The 22560-nt window shown below is 58.8% G+C and carries 12 protein-coding genes; 1 reads left to right on the forward strand and 11 read right to left on the reverse strand.

Features of this window, described 5'->3' with window-relative positions; genetic code table 11:
- Positions 1-781: radical SAM protein (locus HMPREF0908_RS04680; RefSeq protein ID WP_006690296.1), on the forward strand; the 781-nt coding region annotated here is incomplete at its 5' end.
- A gap of 46 nt (positions 782-827) precedes the next feature.
- Here the strand turns inward: HMPREF0908_RS04680 and HMPREF0908_RS04685 are convergent.
- The 11 genes from HMPREF0908_RS04685 to HMPREF0908_RS04735 all read right to left on the reverse strand — a co-directional run bounded on the left by HMPREF0908_RS04685 (position 828) and on the right by HMPREF0908_RS04735 (position 22500).
- Positions 828-3488, reverse strand: coding sequence for a cation-translocating P-type ATPase (locus HMPREF0908_RS04685; protein ID WP_006690297.1), 2661 nt, complete (start codon positions 3486-3488; stop codon positions 828-830).
- 46 nt (positions 3489-3534) lie between these two features.
- On the reverse strand, positions 3535-4830 hold the full coding sequence (locus HMPREF0908_RS04690) for a PepSY-associated TM helix domain-containing protein (protein ID WP_006690298.1): 1296 nt from the start codon (positions 4828-4830) through the stop codon (positions 3535-3537).
- Positions 4831-4933: 103 nt separating this feature from the next.
- Positions 4934-5479, reverse strand: coding sequence for a ribosome hibernation-promoting factor, HPF/YfiA family (hpf, locus tag HMPREF0908_RS04695; RefSeq protein ID WP_006690299.1), 546 nt, complete (start codon positions 5477-5479; stop codon positions 4934-4936).
- 191 nt (positions 5480-5670) lie between these two features.
- The gene (locus tag HMPREF0908_RS04700) at positions 5671-5871 is read right to left on the reverse strand and encodes a cold shock domain-containing protein (protein ID WP_006304954.1); all 201 of its coding nucleotides are present in this window, start codon (positions 5869-5871) and stop codon (positions 5671-5673) included.
- 224 nt (positions 5872-6095) lie between these two features.
- A complete protein-coding gene (locus HMPREF0908_RS04705) occupies positions 6096-8834 on the reverse strand; it encodes a glycosyltransferase (protein ID WP_006690301.1) in 2739 nt (912 codons plus the stop codon).
- Positions 8831-9730, reverse strand: a complete 900-nt coding sequence (locus HMPREF0908_RS04710; protein ID WP_040572421.1) for a tetratricopeptide repeat protein — start codon at positions 9728-9730, stop codon at positions 8831-8833. The genes HMPREF0908_RS04705 and HMPREF0908_RS04710 overlap by 4 nt, the downstream gene beginning before the upstream one ends.
- On the reverse strand, positions 9717-11093 hold the full coding sequence (locus HMPREF0908_RS04715; protein WP_006690303.1) for an O-linked N-acetylglucosamine transferase, SPINDLY family protein: 1377 nt from the start codon (positions 11091-11093) through the stop codon (positions 9717-9719). Before HMPREF0908_RS04715 ends, HMPREF0908_RS04710 begins: the two co-directional genes overlap by 14 nt.
- Entirely contained in the window at positions 11044-13884 is a 2841-nt protein-coding gene (locus HMPREF0908_RS04720) for an O-linked N-acetylglucosamine transferase, SPINDLY family protein (protein ID WP_006690304.1), read from the reverse strand. Before HMPREF0908_RS04720 ends, HMPREF0908_RS04715 begins: the two co-directional genes overlap by 50 nt.
- Positions 13881-17114, reverse strand: a complete 3234-nt coding sequence (locus HMPREF0908_RS04725) for an O-linked N-acetylglucosamine transferase, SPINDLY family protein (protein WP_006690305.1) — start codon at positions 17112-17114, stop codon at positions 13881-13883. Before HMPREF0908_RS04725 ends, HMPREF0908_RS04720 begins: the two co-directional genes overlap by 4 nt.
- Complete coding sequence (locus HMPREF0908_RS04730) at positions 17111-18589, reverse strand: glycosyltransferase family 2 protein (protein WP_006690306.1); 1479 nt, start codon at positions 18587-18589, stop codon at positions 17111-17113. Before HMPREF0908_RS04730 ends, HMPREF0908_RS04725 begins: the two co-directional genes overlap by 4 nt.
- Positions 18586-22500, reverse strand: coding sequence for a glycosyltransferase (locus tag HMPREF0908_RS04735; protein ID WP_006690307.1), 3915 nt, complete (start codon positions 22498-22500; stop codon positions 18586-18588). Before HMPREF0908_RS04735 ends, HMPREF0908_RS04730 begins: the two co-directional genes overlap by 4 nt.
- Positions 22501-22560: the final 60 nt, after the last annotated feature.

Here is a 22560-nt window from a genome sequence, read left to right on the forward strand (position 1 = left end):
GCGCACCATGCTGCATACGTGGGAGGAGCCATGTCTTGTGGGAGCGCACGGCGCAGGGGCGGTGTTCTTCTCCCACTGCACACTCCGCTGTGTCTACTGCCAGAACCACGAGATCAGCCACGAGGGACACGGCAGAGAGGTGACGGAGGAGGAGCTTGCGGCGGCATTCCTCGCGCTGCAGGCGCAGGGCGCCGCCACCCTCGATCTCGTGACGCCGACACACTACACGCCGCAGATTCTCGCTGCACTCGCGCGTGCACGATCGAACGGGCTGGCCATTCCTGTCGTCTGGAATACGGGCGGCTATGAGACGGAGGAAAACATCGCACGCCTTGCGGGAGCGGTGGACATCTACCTGCCCGACCTCAAGTACAATACGGAGGAGAGCGGACGGCTCTACTCTGCTGCTCCCGATTACGCAGCAGCCGCATTTGCCGCGCTTCGTGCCATGGCTGCACAGATCGGTGCACTGCAGTTTGCCGAGGACGGTCGTCTCCTGCGCGGCGTCCTCGTCCGCCATCTCGTTCTGCCGGGACACCGCCGCGAGAGCATTGCCCTCGTCCAGCGTCTCTGGGAGGAGTTCGGTGACCGCATACAGCTCAGTCTTATGCGGCAATATACCCCGCTCTATCGTGCGGCGGAGTTCCCGCCTCTCCATCGTCGGCTCACGACCTTCGAGTACGAGTCCGTTGTCGATGCCGCACGCGATCTTGGCATGACGCAGGTCTATGTACAGGGTGCGGAGGCGGTCGGCACGGAGTATGTGCCGGATTTTAGATAATGGAACAATGCGGCCTTGTGCCCCCACACACAGTGCGTATCGCCCTTCACCGCAGGCCGCGTACCATCATCGCCTTGCGGAGGAGATCGACGGGGAGCATCGTTGCGGCGAGGAGGAAGGCGAGCACCCAGCCGCCTGCATGGATGGGCGTGCAGCTGAACATTGCACCGATCCACGCGCCGACCTCATGCGGGAGAAGCGGTGCATTGATGATGGCCGCCATGATGAGGACGACGCCGCCCCAAACCCGCAGAAATCCCGGATTTGCCCCGAGATCGAGGAAGATGCCGAAGCCGCCCGACCGCACATTGAACCCGTTCATCAGCGAGGCCAGCACGAACAGCAGGAAGTACGCCGTGTACTGCTCCGCCTGCCCTGCAAAGCATGCGGCAAAAATTGGCTGTGTGAGGAAGGCAAAGCTGAGCAGCACCAGCCACGTCCCCATCCAGAGAATCTGTGCCGCCATCGCGGGGCTGATGATGCTCGCGTCGCGGCGGCGCGGCTTCTCGTGCATATAGCTCTCATGGGCGGGCTCGTTGCCGAGCATGATCGCCCCGAGGCTGTCCATGACGAGGTTAATGAAGAGCAGATGCGTCACCCGCAGCGGCTCCATGATGCCGAAGAACGGCGCGAGTGCGCTGACGACAACGGCGGCAATGTTGATGACGAGCTGAAAGCGGCAGAACTTCAGGATGTTGTTGTAGATCGTGCGTCCATAGAGGATCGCGTCCTTGATTGAGCGGAAATTATCGTCGAGGATAACGATGTCGCCCGCATCCCGCGCCGCCTCTGTGCCGCTCCCCATTGCAAAGCCGACATCGGCGCGCCGCAGGGCAGGCGAGTCATTGACCCCGTCTCCCGTCATGCCGACGACGAGATTCATCTGCTGTGCGAGGCGCACGATGCGCGACTTGTCTGTCGGCAGGGCACGCGCAATCACGCGCAGCTGCGGCAGGACGCGCTGCACGGCAGCATCGTCCATCTGCGCGAGGTCGCTGCTCGTCAAAACGAGCTCCCCGTCCGCACGCAGGAGACCTGCATCACGTGCGATCGCGACCGCTGTCTCGCGGCGATCGCCCGTCACCATGACGACCTGGATGCCCGCCGCCTGCACCTCGGCGATCGCCGCACGCGCCTCGGGGCGTACATCGTCGCGAATCGCGGCAAAGCCGATGAGCACGGTGTCCGCATTCACCTCATTCGTGCAGAATGCCGATGCAGAATACCCGAACGCAAGGACGCGCATGGCGCGCGCGGCGTAGGCGTTGATCGTCTCCGTCAGGGCGCCGGCATCGTAGGGTACGACATTTCCCGCCGCATTGAGTGCATACTGTGCGCGGGCAAGGAGCACCTCGGGGGCGCCCTTATAGACGACAACGCCGCGCGCGGGCAGCTCTGCCTGGCTGAATTTATTCACCGAGTTGAACGTCTGCCGCTGCCCCGTACGCGCGTTTTCATCCGCCTGCAGAGCACGATAGTATTTCTCCCCCAGGGCATACATGACCGCCTGATCGGTCGGATTCCCGCCGACGACAGTCCCGCTCTCATCGTACATGGAGGCAGTGTTTCTGCCGATGGCAAGCCGCAGCTGCTCCGCGAGCGCCGTCTCTCCCGCGAGGAAATCTGTGCCGTACACCGCACCGTCCGCCGTAAAAAACTCGACCACCGAGAGCCGCCCGCCCGTGATCGTCCCCGTCTTGTCGCTGAAGAGGATGTTCAGCGCACCCGCCGTCTCGATGCCGACGGCACGGCGCACGAGCACGCCGCGCGAGAGCATGCGGCTCGTATTCTGCATCAGGACAATGGAGATCATGAGCGGCAGCCCCTCGGGCACGGCACAGACGATGATGAGGATGGCGAGCGAGACCGCCTCGATCACGTCCACGAGGATCTGTCCCCAGCCGAGGAGAATATACGACTCGATGCCGCCTGCGCGCAGGGCGAAGAACATCATGTAGAGCGCGACGATCACGATGCCCGAGATATAGCCGAATGCCGAGATCTGATCGGCGAGCTTGGCGAGCTTGACCTGCAGTGGGGACGTGGGCTCACGCCCCTGCATCTCCGATGCCATCTGCCCCATCACGGTTGCCGTGCCGACACGGCACACCTTCAGTACGCCCTCGCCGTCAAAGACGACGCTCCCGCGAAAGAGCGTCGTGCCATCGACAAAGGTATCCCCCGTCGTCTTCTCCGGAAATGCGGCAGCCGCATCGGCGCACTTATGACACTCTTCCGTTTCGCCGTTCAGCGCCGCGTTGCTCACGCGCAGATCACCGGCAATAAGTACTCCGTCGGCGGGGATCTTGTCGCCCCCCTGCAGGATGACGAGATCGCCCACCACGATCTCATCCACGGGCAGGACATGGAGTCCGCCGTCGCGGCGCAGTTTTGCCCTGTCCTTTGTCGTACGCGCGCGCAGCGCATGGTATTCGCCGTCGCTCGTCAGGCTCGTTCGCGCGGTCACCGTCGCCACGATGAGCACTGTGACAATCGTACCGACCGGTTCATAGATCTCCGCATAGCCGACGAAGTACATCGCGACCATGAGTGCGACCATCACGAGCAGGATGCGGATCATCGGATCGAGGAATGTCTCCAAAAACGCCTGCCCGAAGGTCAGCCGCGCCGGCTCCGGCAGTACATTCGCCCCATGGATGCGGCGCGACGCCTCCGCCTCCGCCGTTGTCAGTCCTCTATGCGTCAACGCTGTCCTCCTCCCCGATGCAGCGCCGCCTCACAGCGGCAAACGATCATCTGCGCACGGCGCGTACGAAATACACGATAAGGTACGCACTGAGTACAAGTGCCAGTCCCTCGCCTGCCCATCCGCCGTAAATCGGCGCGATGAAGATCACAAGGCTCACCAATGCGACGCGTGCGGGCTCCTCCCACGATGCATTGGAGCGTTTCTGCACGGCGATCTCAGCGGCCGCCGCGATGCACCTCTGCCAGCGCGTCAGCCAGAGCACAATGCCCGTGACAATCATCGCCGCCGTCATGAGGATCAGCAGCCCCCAGAAAATCTTTACGGCAAAGAGCTCATGATTGTGGATGTGAATGTTCAAAAAGAACGGCGCCGCCTTCATCCACGCCGGCACGGGGACAGTGAACGGCGTGCCGCCGCCCGCCGGAAGATAGACCTGCTCGCCCAGCACAAAGTCCGTCGCGCGCACAGGCGGATCGGCGGTCTGAAAGACGTAGAAGGGATATGACGCTGTCGGCAGCTGCATGGAGATCACATCCCGCGCGGGACTGCTCTCCTCTGCGAGTGCCAGTGCATCTGCGGGACGGAGCGTCTCCGCCTGCTGCTCCTGCGCGGCAAAATGCTCCATCGCCGCAATATGCGCCGTGCGGTGATAATCCCGCATCCCGACCGAGTAGAGGACGATCACAATCCCGCTCACGCACATGACCGTCGCCCATGTTCCCGCGAAGATCGACGTGATCTTGTGCCAGTCCGACCAAAACACGCGGCCGGTCCTGCGCCGGTGTGTACCGAACGCCATGCTCTTCATCATCGGCAGATAGAGATAGATGCCCGTCACAATGGAGGCGACCGAGAGGGCGCACATCAGAGCGAGAAAGTCACGCCCGCCCTCCTCCAGCCCCATGCGGACATGAAGGATGTGCATCGTGTGCATAAAGGTCTGTACACCCTCAGAGCGATAGATGCGTTCCTTGCGGTCAAATGTCGTATGCGTACGCACATCGTACATGATCTGCTCGCCGCCCATGCGCATGTGGGAACGCCCTGCCGCGCCGCCGCGCTCCACGACGCGGAAATAGAGCGTCCCATCCGTGTCGTCCGGCGTCACTGCCAGGATATCCTTCGTCGGATACGCCGCACGCACCGCAGCCTCTCCTTCGGGCAGTGCCTGCCAGAGCTTCGCCATCGGCATGGGCTCCCCGCTCTGCGGCATATTCACCGTGTTCCACGCATTGATCTCCCCGCGAAAGAGGAGCGGCAGCCCCGTCAGCGTCAGCAGCAGCAAAAAGAGCGCACAAATCAGACTTACCCACTGGTGAACGGCATAGATTCTTCGCATCGTTTCCTCCTATTCCAATGGCTGCATTATAGCACATCTGTCGAAAAGGGACAGCAAAAAGGACGACCGCAGCCGTCCTTTTCCTCAGAATCCGATCGCGCGATCAGCCCTCTTCGACCTCGATCAGCGCATACTTTCCATCGTGACGCCCGTAGACAATGTTGACCTCCTCCGACTCCGCGTTGCGGAACACGAAGAAATGATGGTTGAGGAGATTCATCTGCATGATCGCCTCCTGCACATCCATCGGCTGGAGCGTGAAACGCTTCGTCTTGACAACGGGGTAGAGCTCATCCTCCTCCGGAATCGGCTGGGCAAACGTCTCGACCGCCTCTGCCTTGAACCCGCCCTGACGGAAACGCCGCGCAAGCTTCGTTTTCTGTTTGCGAATCTGACGCTCAAGCTTCTCGATGACCAGATCAATGGAGCTGTACATATCCTCTGAATGCTCCTCGCCGCGCAGCAGGATACCACGTGCGACGGGGGCAGTCACTTCCACCTTGTGATGCTTCCCTTCTACAGAGAGCAGAACCGCAATCTCACCGACATTATCGAAGTACTTCGTGATCTTGCCGACGCGCTTTTCCACATAGTCGCGCAGGGCGGGGGTAACCTCGACATTCTTTCCTCGAATCGTGAATGCAGCCATGAAACACAGCCCCTTTCTATCTACGGGAGCAGGAACTCCCTCTTTTACCTGTTTAGTTCGACATAAAGGAGAAAATACCTGCAAAAAAATCGCGCTCACTTCGTTAAATTCAGATTTTTCCCAGGATTTTTCTCATCCATCGTCAAAGGAAAAAGCCCGCTGTGTAAGCCGGGCTTTTCAGATCTTTTGTCTTATTCCTTTTTGACCACATTGTCCGCCTGCGGACCGCGTGCTCCCTCAACAATGTCGAACTCCACTTCCTGCCCTTCGCTCAGCGTCTTATATCCCTCACCCTGAATCGAAGAAAAGTGGACGAACACATCATCGCCGTCCTCGCGGGAGATAAATCCATATCCCTTGTCCGCACTGAACCATTTTACTTTTCCCGTCATGTCGGCTCTCCTTTCCATGATAGAATCATCGTGCAAAAAAGGCAGAATCCTTCCCCATTTACACATAACCTGTCTTTATTATAAAAGCCGCCGAAACATCTGTCAATCATTATCCAAAGTCACAGCGAAGAGCAATTATTCATACTCTTTGACATGCCGCAGATGCATAATCAAAAAAGCTGCTGTCTTTCCCTGTGAAAAACAACAGCTTTTCTATCGTTATGTTACAGATGGGGAAAAAACTCCGCCACACGCCGCAGCCGCTCCCGTTCCAGCTCCTCCCTGCGGTCAAAGAGTTCCCGATAGACATTCATGTATTCATCAAGATGCCCTGCGAGAAGCCGATGCTCTGCCACATAGCGGTAAGCATTCTCCGCGAGCGTGCGCCTGAGATCAGCGCGGCGGATCAGGAGGTCGAGCTTCTGTGCGAACTCCTTTGGACTGCGGTAGATCAGCCCCGTCTCTCCGTCGCGCACCGTCGCCGCGTAGACCGTCGGCGCGGCAAGCACCGCCGCACCGTTTCCTGCCGCCTCGATGAACTTGAGGTCGGACTTGGCGCGGTTGAACTCCGTATCATTAAGCGGCAGGAGAGCGATATCTGAGGAGCGGAGCGCCGCCATATAACGGTCATACGACACAAAAACATAGCCGGACTGTATGCCGCTGATGAATTGTTTTTCCTCCGTCTGCAGGGCCTCATAGAATCCATAATCTGATACCACCATGAATCGGAGTCGTTCTCCATGTTTATGGATGGCCTCATTGATCAACGGCATCAAGGGCTCCCAGTCCGCGCGGCGGTTCAGCGCCCCGAAGAAAATCGTTGTCTGCGGGGCGTTCTCATCATAGCTGCGTACGGGCGGCAGCTCCGCCAATTGGTTCTCAAAGAGATAGATATACGGATTGAACTGCCGCAGCTGATCCACCAAATACTTCGTGGAGGTTTGTATCGCAGAGACAGCACGGAATGAGAAAAAGTTCCGTGCGGCAAGATCCCCGATTGCCGACGGATGATCATCAACTTCCTGGAGAAAAATATTATGGCGTTCCCCCAACTTCTTCATAATGGCGCAGACAGCCGCATCTGGCCTCACATCGCCGCGTTCCAACACGATAAGTGTATCCCGACAATCCGCAAAATCATAGAAATCAAGTGCCGCATCGCCCTCCCGCACGGCTCCGCTCAGAAAAATATCGCCGCGCCGCTCCAACGCGCCAAGCGGTGCATCGAGGCGAATGCTCGTACATGCCTCGACACGATTCATGATCATCATGGGCAGTGGATACACATCCTGCTCGTATGACTTCCGCAGTTTTGCAGATACCGAAGGAAGCAGGGGAGCAATGATACTTTGCTCCTCCGCCATCCGTGCAAGAACAATCCGATAATCCTGCTCCTGCGTAATAAAGATGCGCTTATGCCAATATTCTTCGACCAGGCGGCGCCACTCCACGCGGCTGCGCACGATAACCTCTGCCTGTGCACCCTCCTGCCCCTCATGGCGGCGGTAGAGACTGAGAGGGCGCGCAAAGATGACTGCATCGCCGCGCTCCATGAGCTCCAGCCACATGGCACAGTCCGAAATGGTCTGATAGCCGCGCGCCTGTGCCCGCCAATAGTGGTGCGTGAGATCACTGCGCCGAAAGAGTACAGCAGATGGCTCACCGAGGAAATTCGAGCGGTCCATCAGCGTCGCCCGGCCGACTGCTGCACCGCGATAGCACTCGTACATCCCGTGTACCGGCACGTTCCCCTGCCATAGTCCGAGATAATTTCCGCCGCCGTCGACAACGCCGCGCAGCGACGTGACCAGAGTAATGCCCGGCTCACGCAGGAAGGCATCCATCATGCGCGTGATCTTGTCGGGCAGGAGGATGTCATCGTCCATGCACCACTGCAGATACTCCCCCTGTGCCAGGCGCTCGAATGGCATAAAATTCTCTGCCTTTGTCCGCGCCGCGCGATTGCGCACATAGCGGATGCGTACATCGTCCCCATAGGCCTGCATCAGCTCCGCCGTCCGCTCGTCCGTGCTGTTGTCGCAGACGATGATCTCGATGTTCGGATAGGTCTGTGCGCGGGCAGATTCGAGTGTCTCACGAAAATAATCGGGACGATTATAGGTCGGAATCATGATGCTGACAAGCGGTGCGTGCAGAGCCGCACTGCGGCAGGTCGCACGCACGAGGGCAGGATCCCACGCCTCACCGATGCCGTCGAGCGCTCTCTGCCAGAGCATCTCCGGCACACCGACATCCAGTCCCCATTGCTCCAAGAGCAGTGGACGCATGGCGGTCAGCGTCAGATCCCAGAGCTCACACTTTCCCGCTGCACGGTGCGCGGCATAGGCAGGCACACGCAGGAGTGTATATCCTGCGCAGCGCAGGCGGAACGAGAGATCAATATCGGCGCCGCTGCCCCCCTCAAATGCTTCATCAAATTTTCCGTGCCGGAAAAACGCCGCACGCCGCACAAGAAGTGCAAAGCCTTCAAGGAACGCACTCACCGTGGTTTCCTTGTGATGCTCACGCACCCACGCTTCCGGATCTGCGCCCTCTGCGGCGATGCTTTCGGCGTTGATATACTGCCATGAAAAGGTCGTGTGACCGCTATAGGGACCAACTGCAGCAACGCGCTCATCAAAGAAGAATACGCGCTCCATCGTCCCCAGACTTTCGGCAGTAAAGATCACGCCCTCCTGCAGAAAGAGCAGAAGATCGCCCGCAGCTGTCTCTGCGCCGCGATTGTTCCATGCAGCAGGATGCTCCTCCGCCACAGGGAGAATACGGCAGGGCAGGTCATGGAGCTCCGCCCGCACGGCGTCCTCCGCTCCCTGCGGAACCGGGATGATCACTTCTGCCGCAACATTCGCCGCAGACGCTGCCGCAAGGGCGGACTCTGCTGTCTCTCGCAGATATTCCCCCGCCTCCGTCAGCGTAAGAACAATGCTGAGCGTGCTCATGCTTTCAGCGTGCGCAGGAGCATGAAGTCCGTCTGCCCCATCTTTGCCGCGACCTGAAGAGCCTTTTCCCGCTCGCCAATCTCATGCAGGAGGAGTGCCATATTGCGCAGTGTCATATCACAGCCGGGATCAAGCTCAAGTGCCGCCGTCAGAAGTTCCCGTGCGCCCGCATAGTCATCCTGCACGTATGCCGCACCGGCAAAGGCATTGAGTGCCGCCGTCTTCTCGGCTGGGCGGATGGGCTGCGCCATGATCTGCGCTGCCTGTGCCTTTGCATCACCGGAGGGCCGAGATGCCGGCGCAGCAGGAACGGAGCCCGGCAAGGCACTGTTCATCGGTGCCGTCGGCGCAGCGGCAGACGCTGTCGGAGCAGCGGCAAGTCCCAAGAGCGCCGCGAGATGCGGATACTCTGCACGCGTTCTATCCTGCGTGAGGCGCGCATCGAGTCCCGCACGCCGCTCGATCTCTGCGCGCTGTGCGTCCGTAAGCACTGCCTGATGCAGGGAAAGGATATTCTCGTAGAGCTTCAGCGCATCATCCGTCCGCTTCTCCCGCTGGCAGATCCGCGCGAGCAGAATGCGGACATCGACATCGTCCGCATTGATGGAGAGTGCATTCGAGATCCAGTCTGCCGCACGCTTGTAATCTCCCATCTCGAAGTAGGCATGTGCCACGTCTCCATAGCACTCCTTCGGCGGCTCTCCCTGAGCAAGGGCATCGGCAAAGGCATTGATCGCCTCTGCGTACTTCTCCTTCTTTACATACGCATGAATCTGCTCTGCCGTAATGATTTTCTTCTCTGCCATCGTCATCGTCCCTTTCATCTGCCGTTTCTCTTCCCGCCGCGCACGTTTTCGGCGTGCACGCTCTGCGCGGTTTCTCTTACGTTTTTTCATGAAGACACCGCTCCCATATCATCTCATACGCGTCCTCCATCGCGCGGACATAGCCCATGCCGTTCATCAGCGGAGAAGCGCGCATCATCCGCGGAATCGCCGTCTGCAGGGCACCGAGCAGCGTCCTGTCACGCGCCAGCAAAACGGCTCGTTCGATATACTCCTCCGTACTGCCCGCAATTAACTCGGAAAGCCCTGCATTGTGCAGGAGACTCACGCCGAACCGTGCGCCATGGCGCGTCCCTGCCCGCACAACGACAGGAAGCCCCATACAAAGAGCCTCACACGTCGTCCCGCCGCCCTGATACGGAAACGTGTCCAGAATCACATCTGCATCCAGATAGTCCGCAAGGTAGTCCTTTGACCCCGGCCGCAGCTCAAGCCGCGCCGGATCAATGCCCGCCTGCACGGCGCGCTTCTTCATCCGCGTCAGCGTTTCCTTCAGCGGATGCACATTCTTCAGCAGGAGCCGCGCCATGGGAACAGCGCGCAGGATCTCCCCCCATGCCGTCAGCATCGCATCCGTGATCTTTGCGAAGTTGTTGAAACTGGCAAAGACGACGTTCTCATGCGGGGTGCGCTGCAGGTGCTCATAGGGACGGAACCGCTCCGACGGGGTAAAGCACAGATGTGTCTGCGGTAGACGCAGAATCTGCTCTGTGAAATGCACTTCTTCCCCCGGAGGATCACAGAATGGATCACCCAGGAAGTAATCCATCGCAGAGAGGCCCGTCGTATTGAAGTACCCGATGCCTGAGAGCTGTACGGGGGCAGGCTTATGCGCCGCAATCATCAGCGTCTTCCCGCCTGCCGAATGTCCCGCGAGGTCAAAGAGGATGTCGATCTCATCCGCATGAATACGTGCCGCCGCCTCCTGCGGACAGCACTTGGAGAGATCTGTGTAACCATCCACCATGCCGGCGACCCAATCTGTCGTCTCACATTGGAGCGTTCCTATGTCGTAGAGACGAACCTCATATCGACTGCGGTTATAGGCAGAAAAAAGCTGTATCGCAAAGTTCAGAACAATATGGTCGGTCAGATTCGGTGAGAGATACCCAATTCTCAGTTTTCCGTGTTTGCGTACCGTGTGGGAAAACAGCGGCAGAGATCCGAGCATTTTCGCATAGGCGGCATGAGCATCACACATCATCTCATCCGTGACTCCATCCGCATAGTGGAGATACATGAGATAGTTGCTCAGTGCAGCAAGGCGATCGGCATAATGCTCGCGCGGCAGTTCCCACGCCAGCCGCAGATGCGGCAGAGCCGCAGGAAGATCCGCCAGCCAGTAGAGTGCCTGTCCCATGAGGTCATGCAGTTCCCACCGGCGTTCCGCCGGGAACAAACGCTCCTGCTCCATCTCTCGCAGGAGGTTCAGCCCCTTCCCTAGATGACCGGCACCTAACTCCCGTTTTACACGACGATATGCCTGCTGAAAGGCCTTTGTTTTCGCTCTCCCACTTTGCCCAGATGGCACGATAGCATTCCTCCATTTCACGGATATACCCCGCCTGATCCATGACGGGCGATGCCTTCATCCGATCGCGAAGCTCACGATGCAGGGCATCGAGGAGGTCGAGATTCCCCGCCAGAGCCACGGCTGTCTCGACATAGTCCGAGAGGCTGGTCGATGCGAGATCGGAGAGTCCAATGTTTGCCAGAATACTGTACGTGAAACGCGTACTGTGTCGCTCCGTATAATAGGATATGACAGGGACGCCCATGTAGAGCGCATCGCAGGTCGTCCCGCCGCCCGGCCACGGAAAGGTGTCGAGCGCAATATCCACATCGAGATAGCGATTCATATAATCCCGTGAGGCCTGCTCAAACTGCACACGGTTCATATCAAAGCCAAGCTGCTGCAGTCGCTCGTACGCCGACTGCACCACCCCCGGTCTCGAATAGGCATTGTTTTTGAGGAGAAGCCGCGCCTGCGGCACACGTTCCATAATCTCCTGCCACGCACGCAGCACGGGATCACGGAATTTTTGATACTGGTTGAAGGATGCAAACTGGATATAGCCGCGCCCCCGTGCCGGCGTCCCCGTCGATGCAGGGAGGTGCGTATACCCATTATAGCAGAACTGACTCGTCAGGCGCAGAAGTTTTTCCACATAGAACGCCTCGCTGCCGCTTCCCTCGGGGTCGCAGCAGTGATCCGTCACGAAGTAGTCCACCGTCCGGAGCCCCGTCGTTGCCATGTAGCCAAGCCCCGAGAGCTGGACAGGTGCCGGCTTCCAGGCGAGAGCAGCAAGCCCTGTGCCCGCCGTATGTCCCGCCAGATCGAATAGGATATCCACCTCATCCGCATGGATCTCCTGCGCAATCCGCTCCATATCCCGCTCATGCGCTGAAAGATCACGCCACCGCGTCACGAGTGTCTTAAAGAAGTCTGTATACTGATCCGACTTCCCAAGACTGTATACGTAAACGTCAAACGCACTTGCATCATATCCGGCAAGAAACGGCCATACAAAGTACTGCATGACATGCTGACGAAAGTCCCCGGAGATATAGCCGATGCGAATCTTATCCTTTTTTCGCCGTTCCTGATGCGTGCAGGGCCGCACATCAGCAAAGAGTGCACCATAGCCTAGGCTCTTCTCATAGACCTCCTGCGCACTGACATCGGCCGCATTGAGCTTCAGAAGTCCGGCACCATAGTAAACGCGTTGGAGAAACGGATCTGCCGCCTCACGCGCATAGGCAATCGCACACTGCGATGCCAGTTCCGCATCACTGTCCGCAGGCGCATGATCTGCATATGCCTTCAGCAGCGCTGCCCGAACCTCCGCTACAACGGAGAGGCCTTCTTCGATACGCTTAAGCCCATGCTGTACACGTTCAAACACGCCATTCTGTGTTCCCGGCACAATCCCCGAAACCGAGAGGTAGAGCCGCGCCCCCTCACGATCCGCGGGAAGCCCCTGTGCAGACATTGCCCACCGTGCCGCCAGCGGGGCAGCACCGCCGAAGTGATAGCCCCATGCAAGGCTCATGCACTGCTCCGCAGAGAGTGCATCATGCCCATCCAGTTGATGTGCAGCAGTGAGAACCGCATTCCAGTCTTGACGGGAGGCGGCACGGGCAAGTTCATCACTCAGCGCAGCGGAAGAGCGCCCGTCTCCCTGTGCAAGGACGCGCTCGTAGGCACGCTCAAGTACAAATTGAAGCATCCCCGCATCGCAAAAATCAATCAGCCGCCAGCGCAGCAGTCCATGACACGCTGACAATCGTTCACGGTCAGCGCACAGAGCCAGGCACGCAGCTGCCGCTTCTTGTACGTCGCATCGTGGGGGAAGCTCCAGTTGACAGAGCAGATGTTTCGCATAGCGGTCCCGCACTAGATGTTCGGCGGTAATCAAGGGAATTCCATGCTCTGCTGCATGGCAGACATCGATGAGATCGACCGACATGCCAAGCACGACATCCAGTGTATCGTATGAGAGATCATCCACGAAGTCAAGGGACGACCCCGCACTGCCGCGCGCAGCAATCTGCTCGATATCCTCTGCGCTCAGCCCCCCCGCAATGGATGCGGGCAAAACGAGATGTACATCGCCGATCGCGGGCAGCAGGCACGACAGGAGTTCCAAGAAATGGGAGGATTCGCCTGCCGTCATCCTGCCGCACATGCCGATGGCCGGAATGCCCGCATCGAGCAGCGGTGCACGATAGGTATATGCCGCATCCTGCTCGATCTGCGTATAGCAGTAGGGGAAGACCTCCTGCCCATCGACCATCGGAAGGCGCATGGCAAGCCCCTCGGGAACATGCTCTGCGAGCGACACGATATGCTCTGCCGGTCTCTGCCGCATCACCGCAGCATGATGCTCGCTGACCGCATCAAGCGAGAGATCGACGAGCAGGTCGAGATGATCACGGCGAATGAGCTCTGCTGCTCCTTCAGGCGTACACGTACCGACCTCACGTACCGTCGCCTTCTCAGCAAAACGTGACGAATCGCCGCCGATCTCTGTATGATAGGCATAAATTTCATAGCGAAAGGCATCATACGCCATAAAGAACATGGGCAGCAATTCGCGCAGGCGGCCTTGTCCGAGATCCGCAGAAAGATAGCCCAGCCGAATCTTCTGCACCTTGCGGCGTTTTGCCGCATGTGCCTTCTGCTTTTTCTTCTTTTTCATCATAGCCCCTGTCCGACATTTCTCAATGCCATGATATAAGCCTCTTCCAGCGCACGCATATAATCCGCCTGATCCATGAGCGGAGATGTCTCCATCTTCCTGCGCAGCGTGCAGTGTATCCCGTCCAAACGATCCAGATCCTCCGCCAGTGAGACGGCACAGGAGATGTATGCCGAGGCAGATGCGACCGCCAGCTCCTCCGCACCGACGAGGTGCAGCATCGCATAGGAAAAGCGCGTGCTGCGCCGCGTACCGTACATCGTTACCACGGGTACGCCCATATAGAGCGCATCGCAGGTCGTCCCGCCGCCCGTCCACGGATAGGTATCGAGCGCAATATCCACATCAAGATAGCGCTCCATATAGTCCGTCGTCGCAGGTTCCAGCAGGATGCGGTCAAGATCAAATCCCAGCCGTGCAAGGCGTTCCTCTGCCGCTCTCCGCATCGCAGCGGCAAAAAACACCTGCGACTTCAGCAGCAGTTTGGACTGCGGTACGCGTTCCAAAATCTCCCGCCATACACAGAGCATCTCGTCGGTCCACTTGCGGTACTGGTTGAACACCCCAAAGAGGATCGCTCCACGCTGACGCGCGGGCGTCCCCGTCGGCACGGGCAGCTCCGCGCGCGGCACATAGACGAATTGGCTCGGCAGGCGGATCAGCTGCTCTGTGAAATACCGTTCCCGCTCACCATCAAGGGGATCGCACAGCGCATCCGTGAGAAAGTAATCGACGGCAGAGAGCCCTGATGTCGCCATATAGCCGAGCCCCATCATCTGCACGGGGGCGGGGCGTCGTGCGAGCACGGGCAAGGCGCCGCCCGCCGCGTGTCCCGCCAGATCGACGAGAATATCCACCTCATCCGCATGGATCTGTTCAGCGATCTCCTCCGCCGTGCGTCCGCCCATCTCCCGCCACTGATCCGCATGAGGACGCAGCGCCGCCGTCACCTCATCCGGCTGCTCCGCCGTGCTGTATACATAGACCGCAAAGCGCGTGCGGTCATACATCGTCAGAAAGGGCTGTACGAAATGCTGCAGAACATTGCGGCGAAAATCCGGTGAAATATAGCCCACGCGAATCTTTTGATGTGCGTATGGGGTTCGGCAGTCATACTGCGGCACATGGGCGAAGAGATCACCGTAGGCACAATGCGCCCGAAAGAGTTCCTTCTCGTCCACATCCTGTGCATTCTGCGCCAAGAGGAAGGAACTATACAGAGAAGGATCCGACGGCTCCTCCTCGTAGGCGCAGCGATAGAACTCCGCCGCCCGCACATCCCCCATCCGATAGGCGACGGCAGCACGCAGCCGCATGAACTCATGGCGCAGTGCACTGCGCCCCGTGCTCAGATACTCCTCCGCAAGAGCCATCGCGCGCGGCAGATCTCCCTGCCGCTCCACAGCATAGGTATAGAGATAGCACAGCATATCGTCCTGCCCGCCCGCAGCAATGGCGCGTTCCGCGATCTCCTGTGCCGCAGCATACTGCTCCGCGCCGAGCAGAGCAAACATACGGCCGCGCAGGGCCTTACTGTCCTTATACATACTATCGTCATGATGGTCGATGGACTTTAGCTGCTCACTGTGCCGGCCATACGCCGCCCATACTTCTTCGTAAGCGGCTCCGACTGCCGCTCCATACCCTGCGGCATCCATCACAGGCGACTGCGCCAGCATCTGACGCAGCCCCGTGTGCAGTGCATCCAGCATCGATGCATCCCCTGCAAGAGAGACGGCCAAGGCGATGTACTCCTCTTCCGTATGAGCGATCAGTGCCTCTGCCCCGATGTTCGTGAGGAGCGATGCACCAAAGCGGCTGCCAAGTGTCTCTCCTGAAAGCGTCACGACGGGCACCCCCATATAGAGCGCATCACAGGTCGTCCCGCCGCCGGGATAGGGGAAGGGATCCAGTGCAATATCCATACGATTGTATGCGGCGAGATAGTCCGGAGAATTCCCCTCTGTATCCACGCGGCTGAGTGAGATGCCTGCCGCCGCAATCCGCGTCAGCATCTCTGCGCGTGCATCCTCTTCGGAAAAAACCGCCGCTTTGAGAAAGAGGCGGCTCTCCGGCACACGGCGCAGGATCTCTGCCCATACGCGCAGGACATGGTCATTGATCTTGGTAAAGTTATTAAAGCTGCCGAACACAATACTGCGCCCTGCCGTCGGAGCGTGGGCGGGGGCAGGGGCAGGTTGGAGCGGCTGCCAGCAGAAATGCGTCGCAGGGAGGACGAGCAGTTCCTCGGTAAAGCCCTGCTCCGCATCCCCTGCGGCAAGAATGGGATCGGCAAGGAAGTAATCCACGGTTCTGAGACCTGTGGAGGCGAAATAGCCGATGCCCGAAATCTGGACGGGCGCGGGACGATAGGCGAGAATCGGCAGGGTGCTGCCTGCCGTATGCCCTGCGAGATCCACGAGAATATCGATGCCGTCACGATAAATCGCGTATGCCGCCTCCTCAGGCGTGATGCGTGAGAGATTGCGGAACCCCTGCACCGAACGCTTGACCTGCTCCGTATAGTCATCCTCCGTGCCGAGCGCATAGGCCGTCACCGTAAAGCGCGCAGGGTCGAGCGCCGTCATCAGCGCATACGAAAACGAGAGCACCACATGCTCTCTGACATCGGGAGAGAGATAACCGATGCGGAGCCGCTGCCCTCGTCGGTGTGCACAGTGATCGAACGTCCGGATCTGCGCAAAGAGCGCCCCGTACTCCTCTGCCGCCCGCTTCTCCTCGGCAGGTGCCGCAGGAAGATAGTGGCGGTTAAAGAGCACATTGCTCGCATTGAGCGCACGCAGCGTGAGATCTGGCGCAGCATCGCGCGCACGCGCATAGAACTCCACCGCCTTTTCCGCAGCCCCAAGAAAGCGGGCACACTGCCCCGCGAGATTATAGACCTTCTCCGCGACCTCCGCAGACATGGGCGCGCCGAAAAGAGGGGTCAGGACACGCAGTGCCGCCCTGCGCTCTCCCATAAGGAGGTGGATGCGTGCACGCAGGAAGATCGTATAGGGATCATGCGGCGCACGCACCCTGCACTCCTGCCATGCCTTCAGGGCCCCCTTCGCATCCCTCTCCTCAATGCAGAGCGCCGTCAAGAGACTTGCCGCTTCCGCCGGCTCATAGCGACGCAGCTTCTCGATGCTGCGCCGCGCTTCTCTCACGGCTCCGCGCTCAAGCGCCGCAAAGATACGGTCACGCAGTGCCTCAAGCTTCTGCCCGTTCATTGCCGCACCTCCGCCAGCCGCGCAATTCTCCGCAGCATCTGCTGTGCTTCGGGTGCTGCGAGAACCTCGGTACAGGAACGCGGCAGGAGGACGGAAAGAGCCCCCTGCTGCTCTGCAGAAAATCCTGTTCCACAGGCTGCACCGACGGCAGCAGCACACTCCATTTCCTCGATGAGCGATGCCGCCGCCGCATTCGCATCCCCCGCGAGCAGAAAACGGCGGCGCGGCGGAAACTTCACGGCACTGCGCCGATCATAGTAAAGTGCCGCGAGGGGAAAATCTGCTCCGGCAAGTACCGAGGCAAGAAAGGCCGCGTCTGCCTCGCGGTCATACATGCCGTTCAAAATCTCAATCAGCGCAGCATCGTCTGCTCCGACCGCCGCCATGATCCGCAGAAACGCCGCAAGGAGCGGTGCATGGCGCGGATTCAGGCGAAGTGCATGCTCCGCCGATAGGATTGCCTCCTCCTTCGCATTACGCAGCAGTGCTGCCTCACCAAGGCGCATATACGCCGTTGGAAGAAGCACGGCGGAGAAGTCCCCTTCACGGTAGTATTCCTCATGCAGGCGGATCCCCTCCGCGTAGGCGGCACACGCCGTCATAATATACGACTGATCCCACGCATACGTCCCGTAGATCAGCGGATAGTCCGCTTTCTCCGGAAGTGCCGCGCGCGCCGCATCATACCCCTCTCGAATCTCCGCATCCGATGCCCCCATCAGAATAAGAGACTGCAGGAGAACCGCATGGGGGCGATTCTCCGAACCGACCGGCCGGTCTGCACTGTCCCGTGCGAGCCGTGCATAGTGTGCTGCCTGCGGATAGTCCTCAAGCGTATAATAGCAGTCCATCAGATGGTATTCGTCGAGTTTCGCGTACTCTCCGCGTGCACGGCGCGCAAGGAGGAGCTCCAGATCACGCTGCGACTTGCCCTTGATGATGCGCGGCGAGTAGCCCGTGTGATAAAGCGTCAGTCCGGGCGCGATCATCATCTGCCGCGCCGTATCGCCGCTGAGATTCTCTATGTGTTCATGAATGCTGCCCACAAAGCGGATGTGCGGTGCGCGGCGGAAGATGCGCTGCACCTCAGCACTTGTCCCGAGAAGCGCCCCCGTATCCACGTCGATATTGACGAGATGCACGATGAAGCCGTCAAGATACGGATGTGCGTCGTACTCCTCAAGCAGAGGGCGCACGCGCGGATTGCTCTCCTCCGTAAAGTACTCATCGGCATCGGGGAAGACGATCCAGTCGCCCGTCGCCGCATCGAGCGCAAAATTTTTCGCTGCGGAAAAATCGTTGATCCAGTCGAAATGGAGCACCCGTGCACCGCCTGCACGTGCGACCTCCACACTGCGATCCGTCGAGCCCGTATCGACGACAATCATCTCGTCGGCAAAACTGCGCATCGAGGTGAGCCAGCGCGGAAGGTTCTCCGCCTCATTCTTGACAATGACACACGCTGAGATTTTCATCCGATCCACTCCATCAATTCCCTCGCCTTGCGATGTGCAGGAGCCGTCGTCAGCGCCTGCATGAGATACTCACGTCCTGCGTCCGCATCGCCCATGCGCATGGCACAGAGCCCTGCCCCGTAGAGTGCCTCCGCGCCGCCCTGCTGCGCGCAGAGTTCCCATGCAGTACGCGCCTCCGCATCGCGTCCCGCCGTCATATAGGCATCGGCAGCGGCGTACAGCTCCTCGGCACCGTATGATGCCGCAGCGCGCAAAAAACGTTCGGCCTGATCCGTATCCGCATAGCGTACAAACGCCTCGCGCACGAGATGCAGCCCCTCCGTACTCTGCGGGCGCGGGACGGCATCCGGCTCATCATAATGCCGCCAGAACTCCTGTATCGCACGCGGCAGAAGGCTGCGCAGCCGTTCATAGAGGCGCAGACGCCCTGCGTGCGTGGATTGTTCGAGACGGAGCAATACCTCGGGCATCTCCCGTACGTCTCCCGCAAGCGCTCCAACAATATGCTGCCCCAGTTCCACGGGCGCATCCGAACGCATCCACTGATAGGGCAGAGGCTCTGGAAACTCCGTGCCCGTCTCCTGCTGATACGCATCACGTGCCGCCTCACCCAAATGCAGCCAGCCGTAACTGTCAGCAAAACGGATAAGATAAGAAAGGACTTCGCGATCCCTGCCGAGCCGCTCCCGCAGTGCTGTGAGCAGCGCGCCCGTATCCATACCGCGATGCAGTTCCATAAAGGCATCCAGGGTCTCCTCACGCGCCGTCCCAAGAGAGAATGCACGTGAAAGTTCTTCCGCTGCTGCCGCACGTTCCCCTGCGGCGGCAAGAAGACGCGCACGCGCTGCGGATACCGTCCCTGCCCATGCAGAAAATGCCGACGCCTCGCCTTCTGTCTCCTCGGGCTGGTCATAGAGCTCCATCGCACGCGTCAGTTCCGATAATGCCGCCTCTCCGGCAGCATCCAAAAGCAGTCCAAGCCGCCCATGAAAATCCGGCAGGTGCGGGAAGGCCTCACATGCTGTGCGTGCCGCTGCGATCTGCTCGGCAAGCGGCGTGTTTTCCTTCTCCATCACATCAAGCAGAAGGTGATGCAGATGACTCTGTGCACCAACCGATATGACATGATCTTCCCGTGCGGCACGTGCATAGAGCAGTGCCGCCGCATACTGTCCGAGGCCATAGTAAGTATCGGCAAGGTAACGATAATCCCCGGGGCGGATTCCCTCCTCGCTGATGCGCCGCTCCATCAAGGCAAGATTGCGCACGTGCTTCGCGTACATCCGCCCTGTCGAGTACCCCACATGACGGATGGAAAGGGCGGCGATTTCATGATAGATCTGTGGCTCACCGTTCTTCTTCCGCAGTGCCTCATGCACCCTTCCCTCGTAGAAAAGCCCACGGCCCATCCGCAGGAGGCGGATGTGCGGCGCACGCCCGATCTCATGGTCATCATCATCCTCATCCACATGCACAATCGGCAGAAGGACAGCATCTTTATGCGGCATCACGACATCCATCATGGCAAGATAGGACCGCAGTTCCGACGGATCGAAGAAACTCTCATCCGCATCGAGCACCGCGGCCCAGTCAGCATCCACGTGCGCAAGAGAAGCATTTCGTGCGGCGGCAAAATCGTCCTGCCACGTGAAATCATAAACTCTTGCCCCTGCACGTTCCGCCAGTGCCCGCATGCCGTCTGTCGACCCGGTATCAATCACGATGCATTCATCTGCATAGGCCGCGGCATTTTCAAGCCAGCGCTCCATATCCTGACGGTCATTGCGTGCAAAGACGCATGCTGCAATGCGGATCTCATGTGTGTGGGCATCGATACGCTGCCAGATCTCCGCACGGCGCTGCAGCTCCGCTCTCATCTCATCCGTAAAAAGGGACTGCTCCGTTCCCGTGGGGGACGCCAGCTCCAGTGCTGGTGCAGCTGCCTCAACTGCCGCGCCGTAACGATGAAATGCAGCAAGAGCCTCCGCATACTCCGCATGCATCTCGGGCAGCTCCGGGAATGCCTTCACTGCCTTCTCTGCAATATCGAGGTAGTTATCCCGCCGCATTGGCTGCATCCCATAGATACGCAGCAGAATACGCCAGCAGCGGCTCGCATAGACGACACTGCGCCGTCCGAGTGCCACATCTTTGCGTGCGTAGTACTCCGCATGATGAACATCACCCAGATTGTCATAAGTCTCCGCGAGATAGCCCCAAATCCGCTCCGGCTCCTTTGTCTCAGCGAGCTCTGCCAGCAGAATGCGCAGATTGCGTTCTCCTTTCTCACGTGTAAGCACGGCAGAGTACCCCGTGTGCACGAGAGTCAAAAGATTCGGAGCGACCGTATTTGCCTTCGGTGCTGCACCATCCGCATCACGCAGCTCTTCATGAATGTGCCCGATGTAGTGTCGCCCTGCACGGCGGCGGAAAATCCGCGGCGCATAAGAGTCAAGCAGTGTTTCACCCGTCATCTCATCAATATTGTGCCAGGGAACGAGAAGCACCTCACCGTCATCCGCGTCAGCCATCTCGATCGCCGTGCGAAGATTCCCCCGCGTCTCCGCGGAGAAATATTCATCTGCATCGATGAATATGACCCAATCGCCCGTCACGTGGGAAAGTGCCGCGTTGCGCGCCGCAGCAAAGTCATCTGTCCATGCTGCTTCGTACACAGCCGCTCCATAGGATTTCGCTGCAGCTACGGTATCATCGCGCGACCCCGTATCGACAACAATAAGCTCATCCACGGCAGCCTTCAGGCTCTCGATTGATTTTTTCAGATGTACGGCATCATCGCGCACAATATAGCAGGCACTGATGCGAATATCCTCTCCGATTTCATCAGAAGTTCCCTGCATATATGCCCTTTCTCTCTCCTGCCATGACTTTGCTTGTACTTCATCCCCCAGATGCATATAGATCTGAGCGAGACGCGCCGCCACTCGCGCGGCCACCATGGAGTTAAAGAAGCTCGAATCGTGAAGTTCTGAAAAACCATGATCAAATTTATCCAGTGCTGTCATCAGGCTCTCTGCTGCCTCAGGATATCGTGACAGTCCGCAGAGGATCATCCCGCGCTGCGCATAAAAATCGGGAAGATCCGGATACTTCGCAAGAGCCTCGTCGGCAAGAGCAAGCATTTGCAAATCAGAATAGTGCAGTGCACGCATCGACTCAAGCATCTGATGATAGATCTTGCTCCCTGCGCCAACAAGGATGACATCGCTTTCCAGCACCCTGTGCGACAGGGAAAGAACACGCGGATAATCCTGCAGTCCGAAATAGCAGTCCGCAAGATAAGCATCGTGCATCGTCGTATGCCCATGCCGCGCCGCATCCTCCTCCAGCATGGCAATATTGCGTTTTATCTTCTCCGGTCCGCGTTCTGAAAGATATCCCGTATGCCCAAGAGAAAGCTCCTCGTCTGCATAGACGAGAATTTGCTCCTCCCCGTCGTCACGCAGCGGCTGTTCATGAATCATTCCCTCGTAGTGCATCCCCGGCATTCGAAAAATACGCGGGGATCTCTCGTAATGTGCATCTTGTCCAGAAGCACTCCAATAACTGTATAGACCGACCATGGCGATATCCCACTGTGTATAACCATGAACAATCTCTGTGATCGCCGAACGTACATTACGCGGATGAAGAAAATATTCATCTGCGTCCAAAAAAATAACGATATTTCCCGTTACATGCTGCAGCGCCTCATTGCGGGCAAGCGAGAAATCGTTCTGCCATGCGAAGTCATGGACTTCGGCCGAAAACTCTGCGCACACATCCCGCACCACAGGACTCCCGGCTGTCGATACAACGATGATTTCATCTGCCGCAGCTCGTACAGAGGCAAGAGAGCGACGCAGTTCCTCCGCCTCGTCCTTGACAATATAGCACGCAGATACCCTCATGCAGCCCCCCCTCTCTTTGCTCTCATTATAAGCGATAGAAACGTTTTTGGCAAAAAAAGA

The organism is Centipeda flueggei ATCC 43531 (genome assembly GCF_000160695.1).
Lineage (GTDB): Bacteria > Bacillota > Negativicutes > Selenomonadales > Selenomonadaceae > Centipeda > Centipeda flueggei.